Raw genomic sequence first — 17,783 nt, forward strand, 5'->3', positions numbered from 1 at the left:
AGATGACAGGCTGCGACTTGGCCCCCAACCCGAATCGCTTGCGAGGATTGCCGTTGGTCATGTATTCGCCGTTACGGCTAATGACACCGGCCCCATCATCATTTCCAACTACAGTTTCTCAGCTTGTCAGCAATCTCTTGAGTGCATAAATCTTTGACTCCTACTGTGGGATTTGACCTGGTGCTCGAAGAAGAACTTTCATCGAGGTGTAGCTCCTCGTCAAGGTTGAAGAGCCTGACTCCGAATGGCGCCCGTGGACTTGTCTTGGGGAAGTCGGTTTGCACAAAAGGCTCCGTCAGATAGACATAATATGGCTCATGGTGCAGATTCCAGCCAAATTCACGCTCTGCCCTGTCGATGGCATGTGAGGCAGCGGCGATCTGGTCTTCGGAAAGAGCGGTAGCCGTCGTTATGGGACCGACTTCGGTTTCAGCATTTTGACTTTCATCTTCGTCGGCTATCGGTACATCGGGTTCTGAAAATATGACCTGAGCAGACCGCACGTCACCGTTCACCATCTTCGCTACGGTCTGTATACGAGCGATTGCCCGGATGGACTTCTGCCAATACATGCCCAACATACTGGCGTTCCGATTGAAAGAATAGCCTCGCCGCTCAGCAGGATGAAAATACACTCCATAGCCGTTACTAGACGCATTTTCATTGAGTTGATGTGCCTTGCCAGCCAACACCATTTTCATAATCACATCAGTGGAAGGGATGAGCTTCTCACAATCAAGATAATTATCGAATTCATCAAGAATATTCAGCAGGATTTCGCTGGTGGTCTCCGCGCAAGCCTGTCGAGCAAGGGACGCAAGATCCACGAATGTCAGATGATTCCACTGAACACTATTGTCTTTCGCCGCTCGTTTTGTCTTCTCAAGCAAATCAGCGGGAAAAGCACCGACATCAAGAGTAAGCAGCAGGCGATGATCCTTGTGCTCGTTATGGCCGGTACTCCCCTCAGCCGTAAGATACTCCATATGCCCCTCAAGTTGCGGCTCTGTAAACTTCGCCCCATTCCCTTTTGTCTCCACGACTATTTTATAGGAATCACGCTCAATACAAGCATCGGGCACGGAATGCGCATGCTGCTTTAACGATGCCGGCTGAAGTTCAAAAACATCATCAAAGTCCGCCTGAGACTCGTCATCGCCAAAGAGCTCCACAAGAAGAGCGTCATATGATCGCCCATCCAGTTTTTGTATCATTTTGAGGAAATACACCACATTGTCAGTAATCACATTCTCCCGCTGATGATACGTCTGGAACAGACCAACCGCAGACCCCATATCTTCCCCCTCATATCGTTAATTACAAGTAACCTCATCGTTGCCTACCGGGACATTATTCTAGTCATTCCGCGATAGCCGGCTCGCCACATCCAGCATTGGCGACGCCCCTACGAGTTTATATGCTCGCCAGCGAGCAGACGGTATAGTCATAACGGAAGATACAGATGAAGGCTTTTCAAAGGGGAACCACCATGACTGCCAACACAGCCGATTCAGTGAGCAAGCGTGACACCAGACAAATCGACTTCAACGACGTCTTGGTTACCGCACTCAAAATCCCTGGCGTTAAAATCGATAGGGAGTCTTTCTTACGAGAACAATTCCGGACTAAACCGCTGGAATCGGTCAATGATATACTCGCGAGTGGCCCCGTAGACGCCGGAATCTCCCAGGCTGAGCTCAGAGCCATAGCAAGCAGAATCGTCGACACTGCCACACTGCAATCGAGCGGCATGTCATTTCTCACCGGCCTGCCCGGCGGGCTGACCATGGCGGCAACCATACCCGCCGATATCGCCCAGTTCTATGCCATGGATCTGCGCATGGCGCAGCAGATAGCCTATCTCTACGGCGAACCCGATCTCTTCCAAAACGGCCTGCCCGATGATGGGCGGGTCAGAAATCAGCTCACGGTATTCTGCGGCGTTATGTTCGGTGTCTCAGGAGCCACATCGCTAGCACGGGCCGCAACCGCAAAAATCGCCAAACAGATGATGTCCACACTGCCGAAAAAGGCCTTGACAAAAACGCTGTATTTTCGATTGATCAAGTCCATCGCAAAAGTACTCGGCATCAAAATGACGAAGCAGGTGTTCGCCCGAGGCGTCTCCAAGTTCGTCCCCCTACTTGGCGGAGCCATCTCGGGAGGCATGACCTTCGCGATGATGCGCCCCATGGGCAACCGCCTGATTGATGCCCTCGAAGAAGCGCATTTTGCATACACGGAGGAGTCACTCAAGGCAGACCTGTCTGATTTAGAATCCCTCGCGGTGGACGGCCCGCGGTACAAGGCATAACAGAGCACTACGGAAGAACTCCCATCATCTCGGTTGGTGGCTTTGAACAATCCATCACGTTAAGCCAACCATTCTATAAGCTATAGGCCTTTCGCTGTTTGGTGTGGGTGAGGCTGGTTATATGGTGACGGTGGCTAGGTCGAGCTTGCCGCAGGTCAGGTAGATCATCGTGGAGAAGTAGTCCATGTTGCGGAAGCCGCGGGCTCGGGTTTTGATGTGTTGGATGATGCTGTTCAATCCCTCGAGGATCGCGTTGGTGCACCGGTGGTCGAAATACGTGAGGATGTCCTGCCAGTGACGACGGATCCGGCGGGCGAGGGTTTTCATGGGTTCCAGACGGGAGTGCATCATCCACGAGCACCATGTCCGGAACCCGGCTTCGGCCTGCATCCGGCTCGTGCTGGTGGCGTAGATGTCCTGGAGGGTCTCGCGCATCTGGCAGGCTGTGTGTCACCGTGTCAAGTTGTGCGTGAAAATCACCGGAATTGAGCAGGACGTGCGCTTGATTTGCGCAGGTTCGGCGGCCGATGGCCGTCGTCGTGGGTGGTTGTTTTGGTTATTTCATGAGTGAGTGGGTGTTTCGGTAGGATTCGCCGGTGAAGCGGATGATTCTGCCGTGGTGGATGATGCGGTCGATGACGGCCGCGGCCATGTCCCCGTCGCCGAACACGTCGCCCCACCGGCTGAATTCGAGGTTCGAGGTGAAGATGATGCTCCTCCTCTCGTAGGGGTCGGCGATGATCCGGGACAGGAGGCCGGCCCCGTCGTAGGCGCACGGGCAGGTAGCCCAATTCGTCGATGATGATGAGATCGGCCCTGCCGATGGTTGCAAGCTCACGGTCGAGGCGTTTCTCGTCCTTGGCTTTTCTCAGGCTCATGATCAGTCCCGCGGCTGTGAAGAACCTGACGGGGATGTTGCTTCTGCATGCCTGCCTGCCGATCGCGATGGCCAGATGAGTCTTGCCGCATCCCACGTCCCCATACAGGACGAGATCCTCGGCCCTGTCGATGAAATCGAGCGTCAGCAGGTCATTCCCGCCCCGGTCCCTGGGGGAAGCCGGTCGTGCTCCAATCGTATCCATCGAGCTCCTTGGCCTGGGGAAAGACCGCGTGTTTGAGCAGTCTCAGACGCCGTGACTGCTCCCGGCTCGCGTTTTCGGCCCTGAACAAGCCGTCGAGCAGGCCCGGCCGGCCGGGCGTGGCATCCTGGAGGGTTGCCTTGAGCACGCTACGGGTCAGGGGAAGATTACGAGAGAGGTCCATGACCTCGTCGATGGTCGCTTTGCCGACGGTTCGCCCGCCACGCGGGCGGCGTGTGGTCGCCACGATCGCGGTGCTCATATGTGTGCCTCCTTCATGAATCGGTCGTAACGGGTCAGATCGGGCCCGTGTGGTTCGTCATCGCCCTGAGCGATCCGTCCGGCGGTCTGATCAATGGCCGTCGAGGCCGGTTCGCGGCCGGATTCGATGATCGTGCGACACGCCCGGATTGTGGCCATGAACCCGTTTGCCTGGCTTGATGCGGTGATATCCCGCAGCAGCAGGCCGCGTTCCCGGTCATCCATCACGTCCAACGCGTCGCGCACCGCTTCGGGAAAATCAGCGCGCAATGGGCTTTCCCGCCAGCTGCGGGGCTTTCTGGCCACCACGGGCAGGATCGACGCGGGATCACTCACCGTGGCCGCGCTTCTGCCATGGACCCGACCGAGCCTGACGATGGTCGTGCCGTCCACGGATCGGATCTCCACGTCGAAGGCGCGCAACCCCACGTGCACGCCCATGTTGTGATACCTGGCGCCCGCCAGATAACGCACCCCGTCCACGGTGACGATTCCCGTGGTATCCGCGTGCCTGATCTCCCAACGCACCGGATCGAACGACACGCCAGGCAAGGCGAGCATCGCCGCCTTCTCCTGCTCGAACAGGCCGCCGATCGTACCCTCCTTGCGGTAATGCCCGCGCGAGGCCAGCCCCTGGCAGCGTCCCAGGAGCATGCGCGTCAACGCATCAAGGCTCTCCGCCCGGGGCATGGGCACCATCAGGTTGCGGCGCAGGAACCCGACCGCGTTCTCCACGCTGCCCTTCTCATGACCCGAGTACGGGTTCGCGGAACCTTACCTCGCCGATTCGGTAGTGCGCCTGGAACGCGTTGAACACCCCGGTCATCGTGACCTCGCGACCGAACCGGTGCCCGACACCGGTCGCGTTATCGAACACCAGGATCCTGGGCACCCGGCCGATCCGCTCGAACACCGTGATCAGCCCCGAGCACACGCATTCCGCGTTCTCGCCCGGCAATGCCACGCAAAACCGCATATTCGAAAACGGGAACGAGACCACCAACACATGCACGTCACGCTCCACGCCAGCGATCACGGCCTTCGCCAACCCGAAATCGACCTGACCAATCCCGGGCGCCCACGCCAGTTCCATGAACCCTTCCGACTCGGCGCGATGCTCCTGCCGCCAGTGCTTGACCCAACGCTGCACCGACGAATACGAGCCAGCGAACCCCTGCTCCGCGACCAAACGATCGAACACCCGTCTGGCGGTATGCCGCTGCTTACGTGGCATCGACCGATCGGCGCGCAGCCATGAATCCACGACCCGGGCGTACGGCTCGACCCGGCTCCTCGACTGCGCGGGACGCGTCTCGGGCTTGGGCGAGAAATCCTCCATATCCGCATGACTATGGCGACCGTGTTGCGCGAAATGCCAAGACGCCTGGCTATCGCCGAACGCGACAGCCCTTCCATCTCATATTTCCTGATATCCTCCCCTGATGGGCATCGGTACCGTCATTCCTTCCCTCCCGAGAACCTTGAACATGGTTGATGGCACTCGGAAATCCATCGGGACGACGGGCCGATGTCTCTCTTTAACAAGACACCACCGCTCAAACCGATCAAATCAAGCAATCACACTGCCTGATTCCGGTGACGTTCACGCCCCAATCAAAACGATGATAAACATGGTGCGCGGTCGTCGATCCCGCGACGGGAACGGCCGTGGCCTGTTCGGGCGTATGCGCCCATCCCACGCCGGGAGGCATGGACGTCGTCACCGTGTTCGACAGGGCGTGCTTCGACTCCGGCCACCGCAAGGCGGTTCTCGACGTCGCCGCCGCCACGGCCAGGACCCTGGCCCGGACCCTGGTGGCAGAATCGGCGGCCGACGACCGCCACCTCCCTCCTCCTCCGGTGAGCCTGCTGCTCGGGATACTGGAAGACGATGCCACGCCCGTCGTCCTGGAGATCGACCCCGTCTGGTGCACGACGCCATATCCCTTCGGGCGCAAGGGCATGGAGGCCTTCGTCGATGCCATCGCCCGATGCCGTATCGATTCTTCGCCTGCGGGAGACGCCGTCGACGACGACTCGTTCGTCTGGGTTCCCGACCCGTGGATGACGCGGGAGTTCTCACGACGCTATCGAGGGTTCGATTCTCTAGAAAGAAAAAGAAAGAACGCACAGTCAATAACTCAATCTGACGAACGTACCGCCGTAGAACGTCTCACAATCAACGAAGACTGAAACATCAGCTCTGCGGATGCGGCATCCTGCGCGAAACCACTGTCGGCAATCGCCGAAACCGCCGCAGAACTCATGGGAATAATCGGCTGTCTGATCGTCGTCAGAGCGGGGTCAAGGTATGGCGCCGCAGAAAAATCATCGAAACCCACGATTGACAGATTCTCAGGAACACGCAAACCTCTCGAATGAGAAGCCAAAAGAGCTCCAAGCGCCAACGACGCATTAGCGCACACTAACGCCGTGCATCCTTGGTCGATGAGCGCGATGGCAGCCGCCTGCCCTCCCTCAACACTCGACAGAGACGATATACACCGAGCGAAAGCACCAAGATCGTGTCCTCGCATCGCGTCAAGAAATGCTGACTTTTTACGTTGCGCGTCAAGATACCGCACTGGTCCGATGACAAGACCGATGCCCTTGTGCCCAAGATCCGATAAATGAGCCACCACCGATTTCATTGCCGAGACGTTATCCAAGGAGATGAACACCCCGGGTACCTGAGGAGAGAATCCATTGATAAGAACCAAACGCGCCCCTGAATTATGCAGGCGCACATACGATGATTTGTCTGATGTCGTATCCCCATGAAGACCGTCGATAAAGATGGCGGCGACGACTCCATAATCGATCAGTCTGGAAATCATGTCACTTTCACTAGTTCCTGAAAATTTCTGAGAGCATGGAAGGGAGCCGTATCCATGTCTGCTGAGGGCTATTTCTATGGATTCCAGATACTGAGGGTAGACAGGATTGTCCAAATCAGGAAGAATCACACCAACCAAACCATCGGAGTGTGGCTGAGCGGCGGGAGGACGACGGTATCCCAACTCGTCGAGTGCATTGAGCACGGTCCTCCTCGTATCAGACGCGACCACGCTTTTGCCATTGAGAACGCGCGAAATAGTTGCCGAACTCAAACCTGTTTTCGCAGCCAAATCAGCAAGAGTAACGCGCTGCCTCCCATGCATTCCAAGAGGACTGGATTCACTTCGATCGTTCGTCTGATGCGTCATAAGTTTTCACCGACATCCTCCGGGCAAAGACCTGTCGACTGTCTGATAATGAACTCCGAACGAAATGACAAACGATCTACATCAACTGATCTGGAAACCGAATACTCATACAGAATCTGAGCCACAGCCTTGCTTACTCTCGCAAATGGCATCCGAATGGTTGTGAGCTCCGGAGACTGCAAAGCGGCTTCGAAGGAATCTCCATATCCGACGACTGACAAGTCTTCAGGAACTCTTAGTCCCAAACGGCAGGCTTCGTGAATGACAGCGGAAGCCAGCATATCAGTCGAGCAAACCACTGCCGTAGTCCCACGCCCGCGAAGAATCCGAAGGGCGTTGGCTGCGGCATCCGAAGTATGGTCGACATCGACGAACATGGGGGTGAGAACTGTCCGACGCCGAATCAAAGTCTCACGAAAATCACGCTTTCTGCCCCTGTTTCCAAAGAGCTGCGGATCACCGCAAAGAAAAACAACTCGTCGATGTCCCAATTCGTCAAGATGCATCATGCATGCTTCGTAAGCGTCACGATTATCGGCCACGAGAACAACACGCCCGCGAAGATCAGGGACATGAATCGTCAACATGGCAGAAGGCCCGGAAGATAATGGAAGTCGATCTGCGCCACCACCAATGACCACCGCCGCGCCATCGTCAGGATCCTCCACGACCGACAATTCCCGGCCTGACGACCACGCGGAAACCGAAGGATGCAGGCTACGTATCAAAGGCTCCGCAAGTATCCGATGGAGTAGCTCAAGAGAGACTGGCTCATAGACGTCAGACACGGCCACATCAAAATTCACGTCCCCTCCTTCGGACATCCCCTATCGTACGGGCGTATCTTCATAACTCCTATGCCATTATGCTCCCAAAAAATCAAAGATTGAAGTCACGCCCTGGCCGGGTCCTTCAAACCCGCCCGGGAAAGGATGAATCTCACAATCCCCTGAAGCTGGGAAGGTGGCATTCCATCGTCCATCGGAACGCATACCTCTACCTCATCCTGAGCTTCAGCCACAAAAAGTGCCGGATCATTGCAATCAGCTATGCCGATCGTTCGATATCCGTGTCTTCCCGACGCTCCGGCCCAACCATGATCAGCGACCACCAGTCCCGGATGAACTCCCGTGGCATCAAGACAGCCAATAACCTCTTCCATAAAACCCGGCTCGTGGGTATGCATTAGATTCCCGTTCCTATAACGCATCATCACCCCTTCGACCTGTCGAACCTCGCCGGGTTCGGGTTCGGCGACTGTCAACGTCGTCCCGGTAACGGGATTGTCTGATCCAGTAATTGTCTCGAGTGAGATAACAGGACATCCCTGTGCGCGCACAGCTCTCGCTAGGGAAGCGTAAATCCAAGCAAGACAAGAAGGATGTCCCGTGGCGAACAGGAACGCATCACTCCGGGAGACGGAGTCGCGAATCATCTGAGCATAACGTTCCAGAGCACTGACCGTCAGGGCAGGATCAATGATGTCCTGTCCTTCATCAAAATTCGGATTGTCGCTTATACCCACTCTTCGGTGCATAAGACCCAATAGTGTCTCCTCATTCCATTCATCATGAATATCCACTCCGAACATGTAATGAGGGTCTCGGCGGGCAAGCGCCCGTAGATTATTGATGTTGCTGGCTCTATCAGTTGGCACTCGACCCGCGATTCTACGTTCGATGAGATCCCTGCGAAGAACGTCCACGGACATCGTCATCTGCTTGTCGTTATATATCACCGCATATCCTTTTCTGCATCATTATGAAGTTCCCGATTCCACCCAGCCCCCGGCACATATCAATTCCCATCATGACTTCACCGCGCCGGCTGTCATCCCCGAGGTGATGTACTTCTGCAGATAGAGGAAGAGAAGCACAACCGGAATGCACAGCAGTATCGAGCCAGCGCAGAAGAGCCCGAGATTCCCGCTTTGATCTCCCTCAATAATCCCGTAAAGGCCGACGGCAAGAGTTTTGACCTTGTCATCAGTGAGGAAAATCGCAGCAAGCATGTATTCCCCGATCACATGAATGAACGTGAGAAGAAAATTAACAGCCAAAATCGGTGTGACAAGGGGAAGCAGAACTTTAACGAAAATCGTGACATGCCCAGCTCCGTCAATTTCCGCAGCCTCGTCAATCTCATGAGGAATTGAATCGAAAAAGCCCTTCATGAGCCAGACATTTCCCATAGTTCCGCCCATAAGAATGAGGGCATATCCTGTAAGAGTATTAAGTCCGAATCCCGGCAGCACGCGGCCCAGCTGCGACATCATGGTAAAGAGTGCCACTGCAGAAAGGAACTGTGGAAACATTTGAACGAGCAAGACGGAAAGCAACCCACCCCTGCGTCCCCTGAACCTGAGTCTGGAGAACGAATAGGCGGCCATCGTCGAGAACATGACCTCACAGGCAGCCACCACCAGAGCGACGAGCAGGGTATTACCATACCATCGCATGAATGGATACTTTGAACCGTTCACCATGGTCCTGTAGAACTCCAAGGTGAACGACCTTGGTATCAGAGAACCGCCAGCGATGGACCCCAGGGGGTTGAACGAGGCCGAAACGACATATAACACGGGAAAGAGCATGAACCCCAGTACGCCGATCCCGACGACATGTCTCCATCCGATCTGTCGCCACCATGCAGTACCTCGTGGAATCTCCATGCCGTTGCGTACATGGGGAAGGTGGCGCCGCGCGTCCAAAATACTTCGCTGCATCACAGAATCTCCTCGAGCTTCCTTGTATATCTGAACTGGATAATCGCCATCAATGCCGTAATGAAGAACAGGAGCACGGACACCGCCGCGGCCAGACCGAAGCGTGCTCCGCTGCCACCGAAGGCCAGACGGTAGATTCCCGATATGAGGATGTCCGTTCCGCCGAAGAGACTACCATCACTCGAGAAGGGACCTCCCTGGGTCATCAAAGCGATGGCATTGTAATTGTTGAAGTTAAAGGCGAAGGATGATACTAGCAGAGGCGCCACCGACACCAGAAGCAAAGGCATCTTGATCTGGAAGAACAGCCGTATCGGCCTGGCGCCATCGACGCGCGCCGCTTCAACAACATCCGCGGGGAGAGATTGCAGAGCTCCCGTCGAGATGAGAAACATGTAGGGAATTCCCGCCCATAGATTGGCTGTGCGAACGGCGATCTTCGCCAACGAGGCGTTGCCGAACCAGTCGAGATGAAGACCGGTGAGCTGATTGACAAGGCCGAAATCCTTGTTGAAAAAGGTGGACCAGATAAGGAAGCCGATGAAGGTCGGCACCGCATAGGGAACTACCATGAGAGACCGATACACTTTACGCCCTATCATCCGCGGTTCGTCAAACAGCAGGGCGATGAGCAGACCGGCAAGGAAAGTCCCCGCCACGGAGAACACCGCGAAGAAAAGCGTCCAGAGGGACGTCGTCAGGAGCTGTCCGCGTATCGAGGAATCCGTGAACAAGCTGGTGTAGTTCGCGAGCCCGACGGAGGATAGCCATGACCGCTGGGACACCGCCCGGCCTTGGGGATCGACGAATAGATAGCGACCGTTGACCATTCTAGGCGAGTACACGTCGCCCGTGGATCTGTCGGTGATGGTATCGGCGGAAGAGTCGTAGACGAGGTTCTCGGTTCCCGTATACGCGGAGCTGATGCCCGACGTGTGGATGGCCACGCCCTTTCCGGCGTTTACGGGAACGCTCATCCCGGTGATGGCATCACCAGCGTTATTGACTTGCTCGGCGGTAAGAATGCGATACCCCTTAGCAGCGACGATTCGTCCCTTCTTCACGGTGACCTGTGCGGTGGGCATAAGAGACAGACGATCCGTAGTGCCCAGATACGTCCTTCCCGTCGTCGAGTTCACCAGTAGAAGCACATAATCATCCGTCGTGTCCCCGTGACGGGAAACCCCGATGCTCATCGTGTACGTCGGCAGTGAGTCGTCACGTACGACCGATGCCGACACGATGGAGGAGACGGTCTCCGACTTAGACGCCCTTGTGCCGTCACCGAAGTTCGTGGTGGAGATTTGGATGGTGTAGATGACCGGTACCAGAAGAAACAGGACAAGAAAGAACGTCCCCGGGAACAGATACTTGGCGGGCACACAATGTCGAGTCGTGTAGATGGTGAACACGGCAATGACGGTAATCACGAGAATCGCCAGCATCGTCCAGCTCCTCATGGAAATGAGTGCGGGGACGATGGCCACTGCAAGACCAAGCACGAGCCCGAGGAAGATAATTTTGGTAAGAAGCGCGGGGATGGATGTGGTCCGCCCCAGAGTCAGCATGGGCTCCGCCGACGGACCATCCGCGTATGTGAATCGGCGCGATGTCATTTCAGCGACTTCGCCACTGTCTTGGCTGCCGACTGCATGGTGGAGACCGGGTCAGCGCCTCCGATGATCGCTGCTTCGGCCTTGCCCAAAGGATCACTCCAGACCAGACCGTTGATCTTCGGCCGTGGTATTGCGGTCGCCGCGGACTCGGCGAGCACAGCGGTGTCTTTATTCTTCGCGCTCTCGGTTTTTAGCAGGGACTTCAATGCCGGCGGACGAGGCTCGGCATCGTACAGCGTCTTCTGGGTCTGCGACTCAGAAACGACGTTGTCAACGAACTCCTCGGCCAGCGAGGTGTTCTTGCCATGCGCTGCCACATAAAAGGCTTGCACGGACAGAAATGGGCGGGCTGGTTCTTTCCCGGAGAAGCCGGGAATGGTCGTCAGCTCATAGCTGATTCCGGCTTTCTTGATGTCGGACAGCGCCCATGACCCACTAATCAGATAGGGGATGCGCCCTTGCGTGAAAAGGCTGATGGAGTTGTTGGAGTCGATGGATCGGGTCAGAACTTTACTCCCCTTCTCGCCAAGCTTGCTGATCTCCTTGGCGAAGGCGATTGCTCCTGCCTTGTCCAGACCAATGTCGGAGGTGTCGACCGAACCGTCCGACTTCTCGCCGAACAGGTATCCTCCGAAGGAGGAGAATAAAGGCTGCATGTGGAACGCATCTCCCGTGTCGCCCACCTGCAGAGCAAGAGGCTTATCCGCCTTGCCGGACTCGACGAGCGATTCCCCAGTTGAAATGAGGTCGTCGAACGTCTCGGGAGCGTTCGGTGCAAGTTTGGTGTTGCGAATGAGCACCAGGCCTTCCGCGGCATAGGGTACAGCCCACGTCTGGTTCTGGTACGTCACCGTTTTGAGGTAGTTGGCGACGAACTTGTCCTTCTGGGACTCCGACAACTGAACGGGCTTGATCGATCCGTTCTGCACGAAGGACGAGACCTTGTCGTCCCCTTGGACGACAATATCGGGACCATTGCCAGCCGCATCCGCCGTGATGAAATTGGTGTCAAGATTAGTCGCAACCGCCTGAACAGCGACGGTGATCCCGTTCTTCTTGCCGAAGTTCTTGGCGACGCTTTCCAGAGCGTCCGCCCGTTTCTGATCGGCCCAGATCACCAGATCGGCATTCGCCCGCGTCACGGACCCGGAACTGCTCGAGGCCCCCGAATCGGTCGTCGTGGAGGAAACAGACTGCGACGACTCTCCCCCACATCCCGCAACGGCTAGCGACACAACCGCCACCATCGAGCACATTGTCAATTTCAAGCGCCTCATCACGCATCCTTTCCTCTCAGGCACGTCCATCGTGCCTTGTATCCCGACCATGGACCTAATTCGAATTCTGGCCCCCGTGCCGATTTGCACTATGCTGATAAAGCAAATTGTAAATAATTGCAAATTATTACATCACTGTTCGCAGCGTCTTCACGACGAGGAAGGAAGGTCTTACATGAACGCTATGGAATGGTCCGACACACTAGGAGGACAAGCCTTGTGTCTGTTCACCGCACTCCTCCTCTCAACGTTAATCGGGGCAGAAAGACAGGCACGCCACAAGGATGCAGGGACGAGAACGCATGCTCTCGTTGGTCTGGGATCGGCGCTTTTCGTACTATTGAGTAAGTTCGGCTTCAACGATGTCCTTGCCGTCAATCTCGTCCGACTTGACCCATCCCGCCTTGCCGCACAGATCGTATCTGGAATCGGCTTCATCGGCGCGGGTGTCGTGTTCATGCAAAGGTCTCGGATACGCGGACTGACCACGGCTGCTTCCATCTGGCTTACTGCCGCCGTCGGCGCCTCCAGCGGAGCCGGACTACTGATTCAATCGGTCATCTGCACAGCCATGTACTTTCTCGTCGTGGTCGTGTTCCCACTTCTGGGACGGCGATTCGGACCGTTCTTTGGAAGCGGCGATTCGATTCACGTCGACTACGAAGACGGACACGGTGTGCTTCGCATGATACTGGCGGCATGTGCCCAGCACGGATTTATCGTCGAAGGATTCTCAGCCCGAGGAGGACCAGACGCGTCCGATGACAAAAGCGTCCGCGACAGCCCTGAAGCGACGAACCGCGTAGTATCCGTTGACCTCGAGATTCGCGGACGAGGACTCGAAGACCTCATCGAGGATATGACGTCCGTGGAAGGAGTCACTTCCGTGGTCGGAATACGCGGCAACGACTAAAAGATCCGATAAGCGTTGACAGCACAAATATCCAGCAATACATTTTCCGCATCTAAGGCCGAACCGAGATAATATATCCGGAAATCGGCCAGGAAGAACACGTCTCAGAAATCTCTGTGCATATCTGCGAAATGGTGGAGGAGATCCTACTTTCTCCATAATGACTACACAGGGCATCAGTCTATGATGCGCTCATTTACGATGGTCATCGAGCAGAATCATGACTAGGTCGGAACTCCTAACGACCCGGCTGCGACCAATCGACGACGGCCTCGATGTTGTTGCCGTCGGGGTAGAGCACGAAGACCGCATAGTATCCGGGATGGTAGGCGCGTGGACCCGGGGCGCCGTTGTCCGTGCCGCCGGTCTTCAGCGCGGCCGTATGGAACGCGATGACGTCGGACCGGTTCTTGGCGCGAAAGGCGATATGCGTGACCGGGGTCGGGTCTTGCCGCACGCCGGCCGCGGCGGGTTTCTCCTGCGCCGGAGAAACGTAGAAATCGGCGTGAGGAGTGCCGTCATCGACGCCGAATCCCAGCGTCGGCTCATGATGCGCCTTGACGACGTATCCCAGAGGGGCGAGCGCCTGACGGTAGAAGCGGATGGAACGGTCGATGTCGCTGACCCTGAGCGTGATGTGGTCGATCATGCCTACCACGCTAGACGGAGAACGTCGTTCCCGCGGAGCCATGACCATCGCCCGACCATGGTCCGCAGGGACCGCCTTCCATCGATTCCGGTCCCTGCCCCCATGCCCGGTGAACGGACCCGGATCCCCTGCCCGTGTTTTCCGCGTCCCACGATTATCATCCGGGAGTTCCCATCCCGGAGTTCCCTCATCCAAGAATCGTCATCAGCGAATGCCCAGAGACCATCCAGTGTTTTTCTCCGTTACTTCCATACGATGATGGCCATCATATGAGCCGGGCATCAGAGCCGTGAGATGCGCTGGGAGGCGTGATGGAAACGATGAACGACCAACAGACGCACATGAATGATGCTCGTCCCGAGACGTCTCGGGACGAGCCTCTCCTCCCATCGACGACCGGAATCTCCGCCTCGGGCGTCTCGGGCCGCATAATCCATGGCGTCATCGAACTGGGCGGACCACGGCCCACGGACGTCGACATCGTCCTCCCCGTCTGCAACGAGGAACGGACACTGGAGGACTCCGTACATGCCCTGCTCGCCTATCTGGACGGCGCACGGATAGACGACGCACAGGACACGGCGGCTCCCTTCACATGGAACGTCGTCATCGCGGACAACGCCAGCACCGACGCCACCTGGGCCATCGCCCGCAGCCTGCATGAGCGCCGGCCGCTGCAGGTCCGTGCGCTGCACATAGATCGCAAGGGCCGCGGATTCGCGCTCAAGACGTCCTGGCTATCCTCGCGGGCCCGAGTCGTGGCGTACATGGACGTCGATCTGTCCACCGACATCCGCCATACCGGCCAGCTCGTCCTCCCATTGCTGCGCGGTGAGGCCGACCTGTCCTGCGGCTGCCGTCTGGATCCCCATGCGTCCGTAACCCGCTCATGGACGCGCGAGATGATCTCCCGCACGTACAACAGGATGCTGCGCACGTATCTGGGGGCGCGATTCCGCGACGCCCAGTGCGGGTTCAAGGCGATGACCCGTGCCACCGCGGACGTCCTGCTCCCCCAGGTGCGGGATGACGAATGGTTCTTCGACACCGAGCTGCTCATGAGGGCCCAGCGCATGGGTATGCGGCTCGTGGAAGTGCCGGTGCATTGGGTCGAGGACCCGGGAACCACGGTGAACACATCCCCGACACCGTCGCCAAGGATCTCCGGGGAATGCGCCGCCTGAAGCTCGAATTCTCCATCGAAGGCACAGCACCCCCCGACGCCCATCATGGACGCCTCTCCCACGATTCCCCGCTCTCGTGGGACGAGCAGGGTCAGCGCGTGCTTCCCGGCTCGCTTATCCTTGTCGATGGGAATGCAGTCGGCAAGGATGCAGGAAGCCATGCCGCGGCGCCTCCGGCATCCGATGGGCATAACGGGAACGAACCGACCGACCGCGATTCCTCATCCCGAACGCCCCGGCCTCGCACCCCCGATTCCGTAGAACCCTCGGGCCCCTCGGAATCCGCAGAATCCACAGAATCGGCGGAGTCGGCGGGGAATCCGAGCATGGTGCCGCAGACAACGGAATCAACGGAAGGACCACGACGATGACAAGAACGCGTCCCGTCCCCGCGGAAGCGGCAGTCACGACCGCCTCCATCATGCCCGCGGCGACGACGATCGCAAGGGCGCGATTGCACCGAGTCTCCCGCCGCGTGCCGGACGACGCCTCCGACTTGCTGCTCTACCGCATGCCGCGCCGCACTCTTCGCGACCGGCTGTTTCTGATCCTGCTGCTTGCGGCCTCCGCCGTGGTGTTCCTCGTCAATCTCACCGTCTCCGGCTATGCCAACGAGTTCTATTCGGCAGCCGCACAGGCGGGCTCGATGGACTGGACCGCGTTCCTCTTCGGCTCGCTCGACCCCGGCAATGCCATCACGGTCGACAAGCCGCCGGCCTCCATCTGGATCATGGCGCTGTCGGTGAGACTCCTCGGCCTGAGTTCGCTGTCCATCCTGCTGCCGCAGGCGCTGATGGGCATCGCCACGACCTGCCTCGTTTCGGCGATAAATCGTCGGCCACCTCGTTAAATAGCAGCGACACCGGTTTGCCGCTTCCTGAATACATCCATGGTTCAAACTCAACAACGTGGAAGCTCTGCGACGTTTCCCGAGCGGTGTTTATCTCTTCAACAAGCATTGTCTTGAGCGAGGTCTTACCCGATCCCCATGGACCGCTGATGCCCACAACCAGACCGTTTATGTCATCGGACCGCCATAACGCATTCAGCAACTCCGATACATACTCCTGCCGGTTGAATTCATCGTCCTTGGCATGTTTGATTGGATGCTCCCGCGAGAAGCCAGAACCGTCTTGCGCCGTATCTCCCATGCCGTAGAAGCCTACTCCGCATTATGCCGAGCGAGGCGGATTGCAGAGAACGATGTTACAACGTCAAGACATCACGGACTTACCGCAGAGGTAGACGGAATCCGGATTTCCCGGAAAGCCCAGACTAATCCTTCGGCCGACTGATGATCCGACGCTCCGCGACATCGCGCAGGCGCAGGCCGTAGGGACTTTTGCCGTATCGGTTGGCGACTTCGAGCAGTTGATCGCGCTCGATCCAGCCGTTTTCGAAGGCAACCTCCTCAGGCACACTGATCGGCAAGCCCTGGGCGCGCTGCACCGTGCGAACGAACTCCCCCGCCTCATAGAGGGAATCCATGGTGCCCGTGTCCAGCCACGCATAGCCTCGATTCACACTGCAGCTGTTGCTGTCAGTTCACTGCATCAGCTCATGAGCTGACTCACAGATGAGAAATGCACTTAACGTGATGCCATCAACAATTTCTCCTCGGTTAATGGCTTCCCGGAAGGCCTTCACATCAACCCAACGGAAATTGTCAAGTTCCCAATCGGCCCCGTTGGGTTTCTTCGAACCTTCCAATGGTAGATAATCCTGACTATCATCAAGTCGAATCTCAGCCACCGCAATCGCGTCACGAAGGACTCCGGTGTCTGCATGAATAATCTGCAGGATCGAAATCGAGTCCTCGGAAATCTGCAACGCAGTCTCCTCTTTGAGCTCACGTGCCGCCGTCTGTTGCACTGTTTCTCCCGATTCGCCCATGCCACGTGGAAATTCCCATTCCCACTCATTCGTCGCGACCCGCCAATGTCTGGCAAGCAGATAACGACGATCACTCAAATCTTGGGTACCCTTTGGGGTGTGACCATCACCATGTCCGGGTAATACGACAGCGCAAACAGCACCTGGCCGGCCATCTTTCACCGAAGCCACGTGTAACGTTAACGGTTCCCCGGTCGCCCGGATGGTGGTGTGGACAGCCTGCACTGCAAATGAAGCACCACCTTGGATAACGTCCGGTTTTTTGCGCAAATTGGTGGGTGCTTTTTGAGGTGGTGGAGCATGGCTTGTCACCTGTGTACGATTTCAGTCGCCAGACCATTAACCGCTCTAGAAAAGCAGGCGACAGAACCATGCCCGATACAATCATACAAGTCAACCAAGCCATGTTCGAGACCCAATTGGATCGCATGGTCACCCAGAAGGTCACCGAGATCCGTGGGCCGGATGCTGGACGCTTCAGGCCGACGAGATCACCGGTGCCGCACGCTACGAGCGCTCCGGTGGCAGGAAGCGTATCGTGCCGGTCATTACGAGCGTGAACTGACACTCAAGGCCGGAAAGATGGCGGTGAGGGTGCCAAGCTCAAGGGGGCGGTCTCGAGTCGGCGGTTATCGAACGCTACCGTCGCCGCGAGGAGTCGGTCGA

At 57.2% G+C, this 17,783-nt stretch carries 14 protein-coding genes and 6 pseudogenes; 6 read left to right on the forward strand and 14 right to left on the reverse strand.

Annotated features, from left to right (window positions below):
- Positions 1-98: 98 nt before the first annotated feature.
- Positions 99-1,295 carry a hypothetical protein gene (locus BMON_RS02245; protein WP_033512293.1) on the reverse strand — a complete coding sequence of 399 codons (1,197 nt, stop codon included), beginning with the start codon at positions 1,293-1,295 and terminating at the stop codon, positions 99-101.
- A gap of 194 nt (positions 1,296-1,489) precedes the next feature.
- Here BMON_RS02245 and BMON_RS02250 point away from each other — a divergent pair, with 194 nt between their 5' ends.
- Positions 1,490-2,314: an EcsC family protein gene (locus BMON_RS02250; protein ID WP_161786311.1), complete on the forward strand. Its 825-nt coding sequence runs from the start codon at positions 1,490-1,492 to the stop codon at positions 2,312-2,314.
- A gap of 117 nt (positions 2,315-2,431) precedes the next feature.
- On the opposite strand, the pseudogene BMON_RS10305 reads toward BMON_RS02250, so the two are convergent.
- From BMON_RS10305 to istA, 3 pseudogenes are all read right to left on the reverse strand, one after another.
- Positions 2,432-2,758, reverse strand: a pseudogene (locus BMON_RS10305) (ISL3 family transposase); the annotation flags it as partial.
- A 112-nt stretch (positions 2,759-2,870) separates the two neighbouring features.
- Positions 2,871-3,655 (reverse strand): annotated as a pseudogene (gene istB, locus BMON_RS10640) (IS21-like element helper ATPase IstB).
- Positions 3,652-5,116: pseudogene (gene istA, locus BMON_RS02265) on the reverse strand (IS21 family transposase). The pseudogenes istB and istA overlap by 4 nt, the downstream one beginning before the upstream one ends.
- A 248-nt stretch (positions 5,117-5,364) precedes the next feature.
- Here istA and BMON_RS02270 point away from each other — a divergent pair.
- Positions 5,365-5,847, forward strand: a complete 483-nt coding sequence (locus tag BMON_RS02270) for a hypothetical protein (protein WP_152595819.1) — start codon at positions 5,365-5,367, stop codon at positions 5,845-5,847.
- Here the strand turns inward: BMON_RS02270 and BMON_RS09430 are convergent.
- The 6 genes from BMON_RS09430 to BMON_RS02295 all read right to left on the reverse strand — a co-directional run bounded on the left by BMON_RS09430 (position 5,796) and on the right by BMON_RS02295 (position 12,508).
- The gene (locus BMON_RS09430) at positions 5,796-6,860 is read right to left on the reverse strand and encodes a LacI family DNA-binding transcriptional regulator (protein ID WP_081882790.1); all 1,065 of its coding nucleotides are present in this window, start codon (positions 6,858-6,860) and stop codon (positions 5,796-5,798) included. The two genes, BMON_RS02270 and BMON_RS09430, sit on opposite strands and share 52 nt — an antisense overlap.
- Positions 6,857-7,666, reverse strand: a complete 810-nt coding sequence (locus BMON_RS09435; RefSeq protein ID WP_161786352.1) for a substrate-binding domain-containing protein — start codon at positions 7,664-7,666, stop codon at positions 6,857-6,859. The genes BMON_RS09430 and BMON_RS09435 overlap by 4 nt, the downstream gene beginning before the upstream one ends.
- Positions 7,667-7,752: 86 nt before the next feature.
- Complete coding sequence (locus tag BMON_RS02280; RefSeq protein WP_051917781.1) at positions 7,753-8,598, reverse strand: phosphatase; 846 nt, start codon at positions 8,596-8,598, stop codon at positions 7,753-7,755.
- Between the two features lie 69 nt (positions 8,599-8,667).
- Positions 8,668-9,585, reverse strand: a complete 918-nt coding sequence (locus BMON_RS02285) for a sugar ABC transporter permease (RefSeq protein ID WP_081882792.1) — start codon at positions 9,583-9,585, stop codon at positions 8,668-8,670.
- The gene (locus BMON_RS02290) at positions 9,585-11,153 is read right to left on the reverse strand and encodes an ABC transporter permease subunit (RefSeq protein ID WP_033513679.1); all 1,569 of its coding nucleotides are present in this window, start codon (positions 11,151-11,153) and stop codon (positions 9,585-9,587) included. The genes BMON_RS02285 and BMON_RS02290 overlap by 1 nt, the downstream gene beginning before the upstream one ends.
- A 44-nt stretch (positions 11,154-11,197) precedes the next feature.
- Positions 11,198-12,508 carry a sugar ABC transporter substrate-binding protein gene (locus BMON_RS02295; RefSeq protein WP_162176685.1) on the reverse strand — a complete coding sequence of 437 codons (1,311 nt, stop codon included), beginning with the start codon at positions 12,506-12,508 and terminating at the stop codon, positions 11,198-11,200.
- Between the two features lie 145 nt (positions 12,509-12,653).
- Between BMON_RS02295 and BMON_RS02300 the strand changes: the two genes are divergently transcribed.
- Positions 12,654-13,391 carry an MgtC/SapB family protein gene (locus BMON_RS02300; protein ID WP_152595820.1) on the forward strand — a complete coding sequence of 246 codons (738 nt, stop codon included), beginning with the start codon at positions 12,654-12,656 and terminating at the stop codon, positions 13,389-13,391.
- Between the two features lie 238 nt (positions 13,392-13,629).
- Here the strand turns inward: BMON_RS02300 and BMON_RS02305 are convergent, their stop codons facing one another.
- Positions 13,630-14,040: a VOC family protein gene (locus tag BMON_RS02305; protein ID WP_033513670.1), complete on the reverse strand. Its 411-nt coding sequence runs from the start codon at positions 14,038-14,040 to the stop codon at positions 13,630-13,632.
- Between the two features lie 320 nt (positions 14,041-14,360).
- Between BMON_RS02305 and BMON_RS02310 the strand changes: the two genes are divergently transcribed.
- Entirely contained in the window at positions 14,361-15,224 is an 864-nt protein-coding gene (locus BMON_RS02310) for a dolichyl-phosphate beta-glucosyltransferase (protein WP_051917783.1), read from the forward strand.
- 367 nt (positions 15,225-15,591) lie between these two features.
- Positions 15,592-16,074, forward strand: coding sequence for a glycosyltransferase family 39 protein (locus BMON_RS10310; protein ID WP_033513672.1), 483 nt, complete (start codon positions 15,592-15,594; stop codon positions 16,072-16,074).
- 34 nt (positions 16,075-16,108) lie between these two features.
- Here BMON_RS10310 and BMON_RS10645 read toward each other — a convergent pair.
- The 3 genes and pseudogenes from BMON_RS10645 to BMON_RS09450 all read right to left on the reverse strand — a co-directional run.
- A pseudogene (locus tag BMON_RS10645) lies at positions 16,109-16,375 on the reverse strand (P-loop NTPase fold protein); the annotation flags it as partial.
- Positions 16,376-16,499: 124 nt separating this feature from the next.
- Positions 16,500-16,751: pseudogene (locus BMON_RS02320) on the reverse strand (glucose-1-phosphate thymidylyltransferase); the annotation flags it as partial.
- Positions 16,752-16,769: 18 nt separating this feature from the next.
- Positions 16,770-17,429 carry an NUDIX hydrolase gene (locus BMON_RS09450; RefSeq protein WP_081882796.1) on the reverse strand — a complete coding sequence of 220 codons (660 nt, stop codon included), beginning with the start codon at positions 17,427-17,429 and terminating at the stop codon, positions 16,770-16,772.
- A gap of 59 nt (positions 17,430-17,488) precedes the next feature.
- On the opposite strand from BMON_RS09450, the pseudogene BMON_RS10315 reads away from it, so the two are divergent.
- A pseudogene (locus BMON_RS10315) lies at positions 17,489-17,783 on the forward strand (transposase); the annotation flags it as partial.

The sequence above is a fragment of the Bifidobacterium mongoliense DSM 21395 genome (assembly GCF_000741285.1).
In the GTDB taxonomy this organism is placed as follows: Bacteria; Actinomycetota; Actinomycetes; order Actinomycetales; family Bifidobacteriaceae; genus Bifidobacterium; species Bifidobacterium mongoliense.